Origin of the sequence: Rahnella sp. R3(2024) (assembly GCF_042920125.1) — a bacterium.
Lineage (GTDB): Bacteria > Pseudomonadota > Gammaproteobacteria > Enterobacterales > Enterobacteriaceae > Rahnella > Rahnella rivi.
Map to the genome: position 1 here is coordinate 4,523,129 of NZ_JBHGBU010000001.1, position 11,983 is coordinate 4,535,111.

Sequence of the window (11,983 nt, forward strand, 5' to 3'; positions counted from 1 at the left end):
CGGACCATGCCGTGCACTAAGATTGAACTTATCACCGGCCATGCGTCAACTACATTGGCAAGCATCAGTAAAATAATTAAGGAAATCAGATGGAACAGACATGGCGTTGGTACGGCCCGAAAGACCCGGTATCGCTTGATGATGTGCGTCAGGCTGGCGCAACCGGCGTGGTCACCGCCCTGCACCATATTCCGAACGGCGAAGTGTGGCCGGTTGAGGAGATCAAAAAACGTCAGGCTGAGGTGGAAGCGAAAGGTCTGGTGTGGTCAGTGGTAGAAAGTATTCCGGTGCATGAAGAGATCAAAACCCGCAGCGGCAACGTTGAGCAGCACATTGCCAACTACCAGCAGTCAATCCGTAACCTCGCGGCCTGTGGCATCGACACCGTCTGCTACAACTTCATGCCGGTTCTGGACTGGACGCGTACCGATCTCGGTTATCTCCTGCCGGACGGTTCCCGCGCATTGCGTTTCGATCACATCGCCTTTGCCGCCTTCGAATTACATCTTTTGCAACGTGAAGGGGCGACATCCTCTTACAGCGCTGAAGAGCAAAAACAGGCTGCTGAGTATTTCGCGGCGATGACTCAGGCAGAAAAAGACACCCTGGTCGCCAACATTATTGCCGGTCTGCCGGGTGCGGAAGAAGGCTACACGCTGGAACAGTTCCGCGCGCGTCTGGCGACTTACGACGGGATCGACAAAGCCAAACTGCGTGAAAACATGGCGCATTTCCTGCACAGCATTGTGCCGGTGGCAGAGGAATGCGGATTGAGTCTGGCGGTTCATCCTGACGATCCTCCGCGCCCTATTCTCGGCCTTCCGCGCATTGTCTCCACCATTGAAGATATGCAGTGGCTAAAAGACACGGCAGACAGCATCCATAACGGTTTCTGTTTCTGCACCGGTTCTTACGGCGTGCGTGAGGACAATGATTTAGTGAAGATGATGACCACCTTCGCCGATCGCGTTCACTTCATTCATCTGCGCGCGACGCAGCGTGAAGAGGTACCGGGAAGTTTCCATGAGGCCGACCATCTGGACGGTGACGTTGATATGGTCGCGGTGATCAAAGCCATTCTGACCGAAGAGCAAACCCGCCGCCGCGCAGGAAATCAGCGCGCTATTCCGATGCGCCCGGATCACGGCCATCAGATGCTGGATGATTTGAACAAGAAGACCAATCCGGGCTATTCCGCTATTGGCCGTTTACGCGGGCTGGCGGAACTCAGAGGGGTTGAACGGGCACTGAAGGTCAGTTTCTTCACAGAGTAAGCCATCTACGGCTGCGCACGCATTAGCTGCCAACATCGTCTTAACTGCGCCACCCTCCCCTTCATCACCGGGGAGGTTAGCGCACCTTCTCTCAGACCCTCAGATCAAAAATTCAGACCGGCGTCGTTACCGTATTGCGGCTGTGCGGCCAGCGGCGGCGCGACGGTCAGCGTGATCCAGTTCGAGGTCACTTTCTGCGATTGACTGTCTTCCACCGTAACGGATAAGCGATAGCTGTTACTCGCGCCCGGCGACTCATCCCACGGCGGCACAATCACACTCCAGCCTTCGGCGTTGCGGTTATTGGCTGGCGGCGTCAGGCTCAGCGCCTGGGTATCGCCCTGCCAGCTCAACGCCACGACAGCATTCAGTGCGCGTAATTGCAATTTCAGCGGAACCGTTTCCCCCGGCTGTAACGTCCACGGCGGCGTGGCGAGGAAGACCGACAGGGTTTTGCGCTGCTTAAACTCCATCACCGGCATATTATTACGATCGACCATCGCCATCCGGCTGCCGCGCAGCGAGTTCGCCGCCGCCACATTGCGCGCCGACAACTGCTGATCCAGCGGAACGCCGAGACGATAGTTGAGCGTCAGTTTTACCAGATCCTGATTATCGCCATCCTGACCGGCCTGATGCTCGGCCATTACCGTTACCAGCGGCACCGGCGTGTAATTCAGCCCGAATGACACCGCCGACGGATTGCTCTGTCGCGTGCCGTTTCCGAACAAATCCACCTGATTACCGAAATACTGCTCATAACTGAGCGATGCCCCAAGCTGGCGATAAAACGGTAAATACCCTTTGGTGGTGATGTCGTACCCGCGCGCCTGCCGACGCTGCTGGGCGGAGGTACGGCTGTCCGCTTTATACGAGGAGATCGGATGATAATAGTTGGTGGAGAGACGCAGATAGTCTGACCAGGCTTCCGCCCCCAGACTGCCGCGCGTGAGCTGATGATCGAAATCGTTATCGATGAACGCGTTGTAGCCCAGCATCCACGCGCCGGTGTTGATGCGCTGTCCGACGCCGAAATTCCCGACCGTGGCATCGCTCGCACTCTGCAAACCGATCTGGCTGTACACCAGATTATTATCGGTATTGTACAGCGGGCTGAAAAGCTGCCCGGAGCTGCCGTCAAGATTATGTCCGGTCATATCCAGCGTGGTGCTGACGGTGCCGAGCGGTGACAGCAAACTGTTGGTTTCTTTCTGCACCAGCTTCGCCGCCTGACCCAGCGCCAGATTTTCTGCCTGCAGGCGCAACGGATCGTCACTGTCTGCCGTGGTGGTGCCAAGCTCTTTGAGGGTCGTCGCCAGTTGCTTTTCGGTTGCGGTCGGGCCGGAAGCACTTTTGATGTACTGGCTGCCCAGGCTCGGCAAGGCCGCAGGCTGAGCGCCGCCGGTATTGAAGGCTGACTGCTGGTCACTGGCGGGCAGGAAGCCCGAAAGATCGTAACTGAGGTTAAGGGCGGCGGAATTGCTTTCAGCCGGGTCTGCCGTCAGCGCAAAGGCGCCGCCAGCATAAAAACTCCCTGCCCCGGCGATAAGCACGGAAAGACAGGAAGGTCCCGAACGCTTCAATAAATATGAAAAAAAATCTGTGACGTTTGTCATGCCTTGCACATTTTGCCAGTGAGAGGTGATCTTAGCTGACAGGCAGCATATTTCAACCCTCAGGCCACGAAAGGCCACATCAGCCTTCCCGTCCTGATGACCGCGACGGATTATCCCCATGAACTTAACGGTTAAAATGTAAACATTCGTCAATTGATCGTCTAAAATTACAACATAAAAAACCATTCACACACATTTCATAACATTTTTAACATTCATTCTATTTATCCTTACCCGGATTTATCACTTATCCTTAGCATGTTAACGATTATCACAACGCCACCCGACTGCTTTTGCAGCGCGTTGTTGATAGCACGCCTGACCGCCCTCTGTAGCGATTTTCTATAACAAACAGGGAACATAAATGAGCAAAAAAACCTTGCCCGGGGTAACCCGTCGGCAAATTCTGTCGTTCACGGCCGCCTCCGCAGTGCTGGGCGCCGCCAAAGCCGCCAATGCGGTGACGCTCAAAGGTACGCCCGTGTGGAGCCCCTTCGACGCCAGCCCGCCTCCACAGATTGAAACCGACGGCTGGGTGTTTTTCACCGATGCCGAAGCCGCCACCCTGGAAGCCATTGTTGATCGTCTGGTACCCGCCGACGATCTGAGCGTGGGCGGAAAAGACGCCGGTTGTGCCGTGTTTATCGATCGCCAGATGGCCGGTTTCTACGGTACCTATGCCCGTCTTTATATGGAAGGCCCTTTCCAGGAAGGCACGCCGGAACAAGGCGATCAGTCACCGCTGGTTCCGCAGCAGCGCTACCGCCTCGGCCTGGCCGCGCTGAACAAACTGACCCAGTCACAGCATCAGAAGTTGTTCAAAGATCTGCCCGGCGACCAGCAGGACCAGATTTTGTCCGGTCTGGAAAGCGGAAAAATCGCTCTCGATGGGATCGATTCCAAACTGTTCTTCGCCATTGTGCTGAAAAACACCATGGAAGGATTCTTTGCCGACCCTATTTATGGCGGCAACCGCAACATGGTGTCGTGGAAAATGCTGGGCTTCCCCGGCGCACGTTATGACTACCGTGAATATGTCGGCAAACATAACCAGAAACTCGATCTGGAACCGCTGAGCATTTCAGGCGGCGACGCGTGGAAAATGAAGAGCTAAGGGCAGAACACTATTATGGCAAAGAAATTACCCAAAACTGACGTGGTGGTGATCGGACTCGGCTGGGCCGGTTCCATCATCGCCAATGAATTGTGCGACGAAGGTCTGAACGTGGTGGCGATTGAACGCGGCCCGTGGCGCGATACCGCACGCGATTTCAATGTGGCGACAGTGACTGACGAACTGCGTTACAACTCCCGTCAGGAACTGATGTTACGCACGCGCCAGAACACCATCACCATCCGCAACAACCCGGCGCAAACCGCCTTACCGATGCGCGAATGGGGTTCATTCCATCCGGGGAACGGCACCGGCGGCGCGGGCAACCACTGGGCCGGGATCACTTTCCGCTTCCAGCCGGATGAATTCCGCCTGAAAAGCCACCTCACCGAACGTTACGGCGCAAACGCCATCCCGGAAGAGCTGGTGTTGCAGGACTGGGGCACCGACTGGGATGAGATGGAGCCGCATTACGCCTCTTTCGAACGTCTGGCCGGGGTTTCCGGTAAAGCCAGCAACGTGAAAGGCGAACATCATGACGGCGGTAACCCGTATGAAGGGATGCGATCGATTGAGTACCCGACCCGCCCGATGGATCAGCCTTATGGCCCGACGCTGTTCGCCGAAGCCGCGCGCAACATGGGTTATAAAGCCTTCCCGGTGCCCTCTTCACTGATTTCCGAGCCTTACACCAACCCGCTCGGCGTGAAAATGGGGCCATGCACCTACTGCGGTTTCTGCACCAACTACGGCTGCGCGAACTACTCGAAAGCCAGCGCGATCACGACCGTTTTACCGGCGCTTGTCCGCAAAGAGAATTTCGAAGCGCGCACCAACTGCGAAGTGATGCAGGTCCTGACCGACTCCACCGGCAAACGTGCCACCGGCGTTATCTACATTGATTCCTCCGGCGACGAGTGGGAACAACCCGCCGATCTGGTGATTGTCAGCGCGTTTACCTTCGAAAACGTCCGGCTGATGCTGCTTTCCGGCATCGGCAAGCCTTACGATCCGGTAAGCCTGAGCGGCACCACGGGCCGTAATTACGCCTATCAGACCGCCAACGGCGTGCAGCTGTTCTTCGACGATAAAAACTTTAACCCGTTCATCGGCGCAGGCGCGGTCGGCATGGGTATTGACGACTTCAACAACGATAACTTCGACCACAGCGGGCTGGGTTTCTTCGGTGGCGGCAGCATCCGCGTCACGCCAATCGGTGGCGCACCCATCGGTTATCGCCCGGTTCCGCCAGGAACGCCGAAATGGGGCAGCGAGTGGAAAAAGGCGACCGTCGCCAACTACCTCAGCTCAATGTCGATCGGTTGTGAGGCCAGCAGCTACACCACCAAAACCAACTATCTGTCGCTTGATCCGAACTACAAAGATCGCCTTGGCCGTCCGCTGCTGCGTGTGACGTTCGACTTCCCGGAAAACGATCTGAAAATGGCGGCGTATTGCACCGGCAAAGTGGCGGAAATCGCCAAAGCGATGAATCCGCGCCAGCTGGTGGCAAACCCGATGAAAGGCCACTGGAACGGCACGCCGTATCAGTCTTCCCACGTTGTCGGTGGTTTCGTGATGGGTGCGGATCCGTCCACCAGTTCGGTGAACAAACACCTGCAGGTCTGGGATGTGCCTAACCTGTTCGTAGTCGGCGCCTCTGCCTTCCCGCAGAATCCGGGTTACAACCCGACCGGCACCGTCGGCGCGCTGGCCTTCAAAGCGGCTCACGCGATCCGTAATTTCTATCTGAAAAAGCCGGGAGAGATGATTGCATGAAAAAGTTAACCTCCTTCTCACTCGGTTTACTGGCACTGAGCGTTTCAGGGCTGGCCCATGCCGCCGGTGACGGATCGTTCGAGCAGGTGGAACGCGGGCGCTACCTGGCGACGGTCGGCGACTGCGCCGCCTGCCATACCGCTTCCACGCCGGATGCCAAACCCTTCGCTGGTGGCGTGCCGATTGAAACGCCGTTTGGCCGTTTAGTGGGCGCAAACATCACGCCGGATCCGGAAACCGGTATCGGTAAATGGAGCTTCGACGACTTCCAGCGCGCGATGTCTGAAGGGATCGGCCACGGTGGCAAACGCCTTTACGGCGCGATGCCGTTTACCGCTTACACCAAAGTGACCCGTGATGATAACGCCGCCATCTGGGCTTATCTGCAAACCCTGCAACCGGTGCATCACGAGGTTGAAACCAACCAGCTGCCGTTCCCGTTCAACGTGCGCACCAGCCTGATGGGCTGGAACTGGCTGAACTTCAACAAAGGCGAATTCAGGCCGCAGATGGATAAATCCGCAGAATGGAATCGCGGGGCATACATTGTTGAAGGTTTAGGCCACTGCGGCACCTGCCATACGCCGAAAAACATGATTGGTGGTGACAAGGACAGTGAATTCCTGCAAGGCGCCGTGGTTGAAAACTGGGTCGCGCCGGACATCACCACCAACAAGCACACCGGCGTGGGCAACTGGACGCAGGAAGACCTGATGCAATATCTGAAAACCGGTGTAAACCGTTTCGATATCGCCTCAGGACCGATGGCGGAAGAAGTGACAAATTCGTCGCAGCACTGGACGGATGCGGATCTGAAAGCCGTGGCGGTTTATCTCAAAGACAGCGGTCATGACAGCGGGAATAACGCACCGGCGCCGGTGAAAGCCGATGACAGCGCGATGGTCGCCGGGAAACACATCTATGCCGACCGCTGTTCTGCGTGCCACACGCCGGACGGTAAAGGTCAGGAGGGTCTGTTCCCGCGTCTGGCGGATTCTGCGCTGATCAACCAGACCAATGCCACCTCGCTTATCCACGTGGTGCTGGCGGGCAGCAGGCCGGTGGCGACGGACAGCAAACCTACCGCGCCGTCAATGCCGTCGTTTGACGCAAACATGAGCGATGCGGACGTGGCGAACGTGCTGACCTACATCCGTAACAGCTGGGGCAATGCGGCTGCGCCAGTGGCAGCGTCAGACGTGAAAGATGTGCGGGAAACGCTGAAGAAATAAACGTGCTGTACTGAAAATGACAAAGGCCGCACTCGCGGCCTTTCTTTTTTGTCATGTCGTCGTCACTGAACTGTTACAAACTGTGAAATCAGTGCTGCGGCGGCATCTGCATAATTTGTACAAACAGATGATCGTTATTCTGGCTGAGCTGTACCAGATGTTTGCACTCAACCTTAATTGCCGTGAGCTGATCGTCTGTCAGGGAATACGGTAAATTAATATCGATGTTGTACATGCCCTGCTGCTCCGCCAGTTCAATCAGACGGACAATATTCGTCTCGTCGCTGACCTGGGTAGAAACGACCTGCAACGCCAGCGCCCGCAAGGATTCTTGCTTCGAGTTATCTTTTTGAGAACGGGATTTTAACACCATGCCAAAGAACGGCATCACACCATAAATGGCGTCAACGAAACTCCATTTCTTTTTACAGGATGCGGACAAATATTCCATGTAGTCAAAGGACGCTTTTTGACTGCGCGCATCGGGTACCAGGCGGTTTTCATTCATCCCCTCTTCCTCTTCCTGGTCAGGGCCTGTTCAATTGAACGTCTGAAGGCGTACTCGGCGATATAGAGCAAATCAATGCATATAGACACGATTATTCACCTGTATAATGGCATAGTTCACCGACACTTTTCCAGTCAGTTCAGGCGCTTTCACACAGTGACTGTAGCAGGCCGAAAGTGCGGAGACTGAAAATTCAGACTTAGTCGACAGAATCGCCTGAATTGTGGAATGCGTGCCGCAAGAGTCATTGCCGCCCATAGCGTCGGACGCGCGCTCACGCTATGCTAATCACCGGATTTTTAACAGCAGCAACCTAATGAATAAAATCGTTTTTGTAGAAGATGATGCTGAAGTCGGCAACCTGATTGCCGCCTATCTGGGCAAACATGATATCGACGTGCTGGTTGAACCCCGCGGCGATACGGCGCAGGCAAGAATTGAGAAAGAAAAACCCGATCTGGTCCTGCTCGACATCATGCTTCCCGGCAAAGATGGCATGACGTTATGCCGTGATTTGCGCCCGGTCTTTCCCGGCCCGATCGTGTTGCTGACGTCACTGGACAGCGACATGAATCATATTTTATCGCTGGAAATGGGCGCGAGTGATTACATCCTGAAAACCACACCGCCTGCGGTGTTGCTGGCGCGTCTGCGTCTGCACCTGCGTCAGAATCCGTCGCCGTCCTCGCAAAGCGAACAGCCGGTTCAGACGCTGACCAGCGGTAACGCCCTGCACTTCGGCCAGCTGTGTATCGATCCGGTGAACCGTCAGGTCACGCTGGTGGATGAAACCATCGTGCTCTCGACCTCTGATTTCGATCTGTTGTGGGAACTGGCGACGCACGCCGGACGCATTATGGATCGCGAAGCCTTGCTGAAAAATCTGCGCGGCGTCAGCTATGACGGGCTGGATCGCAGCATCGACGTGGCGATTTCCCGCCTTCGCCGCAAACTGTACGACAACACGCTTGAACCTTTCCGCATTAAAACGGTGCGCAATAAAGGCTATCTGTTTGCCCCGAACGCCTGGGAGTCTCTTCAGGAATGAGAAAGCTTTTCGTCCAGTTCTTTCTGTTACTGCTGGTCTGCTTTATGGTCATGGCGATGCTGGTCGGCCTGGTGTACAAAGTCACCGCCGAACGCACAGGCCGTCAGTCCATGAATGACCTGATGAAAAGCTCGCTGTACCTGATGCGCAGCGAACTCAGGGAAATCCCCATTAAAGACTGGAACAAGACCATCAATACGCTGGATCTTAACCTGTCTTTCAAATTGCATATCGAGCCGCTCGGTAAACGTAAACTCAGCCCCGAACTGGACAAACGGTTAAAAGAAGGCGAAATCATCGCACTCGACGATGAATATACCTTCATCCAGCGTGTTCCCCGCAGCCATTACGTTCTGGTGGTCGGCCCGATCCCCTATCTGTTTTACATGCACGAAATGCGGCTGCTCGATCTTGCGCTGCTGATGATCATTGGTCTGTCGCTGGCGTTGCCGGTTTTCCTGTGGATGCGCCCGCACTGGCAGGATTTACTGCGTCTGGAGAACTCGGCGCTGCGCCTCGGCAACGGCCACCTGGATGAACGGGTGAATTTTGATTCAGCCTCCAGCCTGACCCGCGTTGGCGTGGCGTTCAACCAGATGGCGGATAACATCAGCACGTTGATCGCCAGTAAAAAACAGCTGATCGACGGCATCGCCCACGAACTGCGTACCCCGCTGGTGCGCCTGCGCTACCGTCTGGCGATCAGCGAAAACCTGCCAGAGTCGGAACAAAACGCCATCAACCGGGACATCGGCCAGCTCGAAGCGCTGATTGATGAACTGCTGACTTACGCCCGCCTCGACCGCCCGCAGGTCGCGCTGCATCTGGAAAAAGTGAATCTGGCTGACTGGCTGGAAGACAAAGTGGATGATTTCCGCCTGATCAACGCGCAGAGGACAGTGGCTTTTGAGGCGCCGCAAAACATCGATTTCGGCGGCGTGGATTTACGTCTGATGGAGCGCGTGCTGGATAACCTGGTTAACAACGGTTTGCGCTACTCGCAGAAAATGATCCGCATCAGCCTGTGGCTCGATGGCGAAACGGCCTGTCTGCAAGTTGAAGATGACGGCCCCGGCATACCGCCGGAAGAACGCCTGCGCGTATTCGAACCCTTTGTCCGCCTGGATCCGAGCCGCGATCGCGCCACCGGCGGCTGCGGGCTGGGGCTGGCAATTGTGCACTCCATTGCCGTCGCGTATCAGGGGCGCGTCGCCGTCGACAGCAGCACGCTCGGCGGTGCCAGTATGCGTTTCAGCTGGCCGGTAAAACCCACTTTCAATCTGGTTGTCGAACAACCAGACCAATACCATGAAGGGAGCTAATAATGACCATCGCGTATAAAAAATTGCACGACACCTTCGCCCGTTTATCCCGTTTCGGCCATTTATCTGCGATTGCCGGTTGGGATGCCGCGGCCATGATGCCGCCCCAGGGCGGGCAGGCGCGTTCAGAAGCGCTGGCGGAACTGAGCGTTCTGACGCATCAGATCCTGACCGCAAAGCAGGTCGGTGAATGGCTGGAACAGGCGGGTGGCGAGCAACTCAATGACGTTGAGCAGGCTAACCTGCGCGAAATGCGTCGCCAGTATCAGCAGGCGGCCCTGCTGCCGGAAAGCCTGGTGCAGGCAAAATCACTGGCCGGTGCCCGCTGCGAGCAGGCATGGCGCATTCAGCGTAAATCCAACGACTGGGAAGGTTTCTCTGAGAACCTGAAAGAAGTGGTGAAACTGAGCCGTCAGGAAGCGCAGTTCCGAGCCGAAGCCGCCGGGATCAGCCGCTATGACGCCCTGCTCGATTTATACGAACCGGGCATGACATCGCAAAAGCTCGACACCCTGTTTGGTGATCTGAAAACATGGCTGCCGGATCTGTTGCAGACCGTGGTGGAAAAACAGAAATCAGAAAGCCGTATCACACCGCAGGGGCCGTTTGATATCGAGAAACAGCGCCAGCTCGGCCTGAAAGTGATGGACCGTCTCGGTTTTAATTTCGACGCCGGTCGTCTTGACGTCAGCGCCCACCCGTTCTGCGGCGGCGTGCCTCAGGATGTGCGCATCACCACGCGCTACAATCAGGACGAATTCCTCAGTGCCATGATGGGCGTTATCCATGAAACCGGTCATGCGCGTTATGAGCAAAACTTGCCAAAAGAGTGGCTCGGCCAGCCGGTATCCAATGCGCGTTCGATGGGCGTTCACGAATCCCAAAGCCTGTTGTTTGAAATGCAACTCGGTTGCAGCGAACCTTTCCTGAAATCCGTGTATCCGCTGGTTATCGAGCAGTTCGGCGAGCGTCCGGGTCTGGATGAACGCAACTTCATGACGCTGAACCAGCGCGTCCAGCCAGGCTTTATCCGCGTGGATGCTGACGAACTGAGCTATCCGGCACACGTCATCCTGCGCTACGAGATCGAAAAAGCGCTGATGGAAGGCGACATTGAAGTCGATGATATTCCAGCCTTGTGGAACAGCAAGATGAAGGAGTATCTGGGCATCGATACCGTCGGCAATTACCGCGACGGCTGTATGCAGGACATCCACTGGACCGACGGCGGTTTCGGCTACTTCCCGACGTACACGCTGGGCGCAATGTACGCCGCGCAACTGTTCCAGACCGCCAACACCGCCATTCCTACCTTGCAGGCTGACATCGCACGCGGCGACCTGACGGCGTTGTTCCAGTGGTTGCAGCAAAATATCTGGCAGCACGGCAGCCGTTTTACCACTGACCAGCTGATGACCAATGCTACCGGCGAAACCCTGAATCCGGCATTCTTCCGGGCGCATCTGGAGAGCAGATACTTGTAAGTGATGGGGGGGTACACTTTAACTTCAACTTCAACTTCAAGGTCAAGGTCGTGGGCGCCGGCCCACACCGGGTTAAGGGGCGTAAACGCGCCCCTTAACAATCCTGCGTTTTTTTAACTGCGCGCTGTCGCTCGCGGGCTATGTTTCAGACACTCCGGCTATTGCCGCAAACGCCGCCGCTTCGCGGTACTCTCATTTCAGGTTCGAACCCGCTCGGAAAAAACCTCGCGGTTTCTCACCGTTCATTCGACGTCGTTTTGAGCGCGGCCAAAGGCTATGTAAAACGAAGGTTTTTCTCCTCCCCCTGCGATGTGGGAAGAGAAAATCAGAACCAAACACATTTCCTTTGATTTTGAAATGCCTTTGGCCGCGCTCAAAAATCACGCTGGAGGGAGTGGTGGAAAACCGCGCGTCTGTTTGCGCGGGTTGTAACCCGAGCGGAGGGCACCGCGCAGCGGCGGGATTTTGCGGCAATAGCCGGAGCCGCTGGAATATAGCCCGCGAGCGGCAGCGCGCAGTGAAAGAGCCCGGGGGGTCTTGGGGGGCGGCGGCGATAGGCCGCCCCCCAAGTCGGTGTGGGCCGACGCCCACGACCTTGAACTTGAC

General features: G+C 56.2%; 9 protein-coding genes. 7 read left to right on the forward strand and 2 right to left on the reverse strand.

The genetic code is table 11. The features are described from left to right. Positions 1-89 precede the first annotated feature (89 nt). Positions 90-1,274, forward strand: a complete 1,185-nt coding sequence (gene uxuA, locus ABSH60_RS20520; RefSeq protein ID WP_390975626.1) for a mannonate dehydratase — start codon at positions 90-92, stop codon at positions 1,272-1,274. 104 nt (positions 1,275-1,378) lie between these two features. On the opposite strand, the gene ABSH60_RS20525 is transcribed toward uxuA, so the two are convergent. Further along, entirely contained in the window at positions 1,379-2,890 is a 1,512-nt protein-coding gene (locus ABSH60_RS20525; protein ID WP_390975627.1) for a YchO/YchP family invasin, read from the reverse strand. Positions 2,891-3,254: 364 nt separating this feature from the next. Between ABSH60_RS20525 and ABSH60_RS20530 the strand changes: the two genes are divergently transcribed. The 3 genes from ABSH60_RS20530 to ABSH60_RS20540 are packed head-to-tail and all read left to right on the forward strand — an operon-like array spanning position 3,255 to position 7,015. Next, positions 3,255-4,004: a gluconate 2-dehydrogenase subunit 3 family protein gene (locus ABSH60_RS20530; RefSeq protein ID WP_056770454.1), complete on the forward strand. Its 750-nt coding sequence runs from the start codon at positions 3,255-3,257 to the stop codon at positions 4,002-4,004. A gap of 15 nt (positions 4,005-4,019) precedes the next feature. Further along, positions 4,020-5,783, forward strand: a complete 1,764-nt coding sequence (locus tag ABSH60_RS20535) for a GMC family oxidoreductase (RefSeq protein WP_122095257.1) — start codon at positions 4,020-4,022, stop codon at positions 5,781-5,783. Continuing rightward, positions 5,780-7,015, forward strand: a complete 1,236-nt coding sequence (locus ABSH60_RS20540; RefSeq protein WP_390975630.1) for a c-type cytochrome — start codon at positions 5,780-5,782, stop codon at positions 7,013-7,015. The genes ABSH60_RS20535 and ABSH60_RS20540 overlap by 4 nt, the downstream gene beginning before the upstream one ends. A gap of 88 nt (positions 7,016-7,103) precedes the next feature. Here the strand turns inward: ABSH60_RS20540 and ABSH60_RS20545 are convergent, their stop codons facing one another. Further along, entirely contained in the window at positions 7,104-7,523 is a 420-nt protein-coding gene (locus tag ABSH60_RS20545) for a hypothetical protein (RefSeq protein ID WP_056770448.1), read from the reverse strand. Positions 7,524-7,839: 316 nt separating this feature from the next. Between ABSH60_RS20545 and rstA the strand changes: the two genes are divergently transcribed. Genes rstA through ABSH60_RS20560 form a run of 3 tightly spaced genes read left to right on the forward strand, consistent with a single transcriptional unit; the run spans position 7,840 to position 11,377 of the window. Further along, positions 7,840-8,571, forward strand: a complete 732-nt coding sequence (gene rstA, locus ABSH60_RS20550) for a two-component system response regulator RstA (RefSeq protein ID WP_056770445.1) — start codon at positions 7,840-7,842, stop codon at positions 8,569-8,571. Beyond that, entirely contained in the window at positions 8,568-9,893 is a 1,326-nt protein-coding gene (gene rstB, locus ABSH60_RS20555; RefSeq protein WP_056770441.1) for a two-component system sensor histidine kinase RstB, read from the forward strand. The genes rstA and rstB overlap by 4 nt, the downstream gene beginning before the upstream one ends. A gap of 2 nt (positions 9,894-9,895) precedes the next feature. Then, complete coding sequence (locus ABSH60_RS20560; protein ID WP_122095256.1) at positions 9,896-11,377, forward strand: carboxypeptidase M32; 1,482 nt, start codon at positions 9,896-9,898, stop codon at positions 11,375-11,377. Positions 11,378-11,983: the final 606 nt, after the last annotated feature.

Excerpts from the sequence above, each read along its gene's own strand:
- ABSH60_RS20525 (WP_390975627.1), bottom strand. The coding sequence starts at position 2,890 with ATGACAAACGTCACAGATTTTTTTTCATATTTATTGAAGCGTTCGGGA.
- ABSH60_RS20545 (WP_056770448.1), bottom strand. The coding sequence starts at position 7,523 with ATGAATGAAAACCGCCTGGTACCCGATGCGCGCAGTCAAAAAGCGTCC.
- ABSH60_RS20530 (WP_056770454.1), top strand. The coding sequence starts at position 3,255 with ATGAGCAAAAAAACCTTGCCCGGGGTAACCCGTCGGCAAATTCTGTCG.
- ABSH60_RS20540 (WP_390975630.1), top strand. The coding sequence starts at position 5,780 with ATGAAAAAGTTAACCTCCTTCTCACTCGGTTTACTGGCACTGAGCGTT.
- uxuA (WP_390975626.1), top strand. The coding sequence starts at position 90 with ATGGAACAGACATGGCGTTGGTACGGCCCGAAAGACCCGGTATCGCTT.
- ABSH60_RS20560 (WP_122095256.1), top strand. The coding sequence starts at position 9,896 with ATGACCATCGCGTATAAAAAATTGCACGACACCTTCGCCCGTTTATCC.
- rstB (WP_056770441.1), top strand. The coding sequence starts at position 8,568 with ATGAGAAAGCTTTTCGTCCAGTTCTTTCTGTTACTGCTGGTCTGCTTT.
- rstA (WP_056770445.1), top strand. The coding sequence starts at position 7,840 with ATGAATAAAATCGTTTTTGTAGAAGATGATGCTGAAGTCGGCAACCTG.
- ABSH60_RS20535 (WP_122095257.1), top strand. The coding sequence starts at position 4,020 with ATGGCAAAGAAATTACCCAAAACTGACGTGGTGGTGATCGGACTCGGC.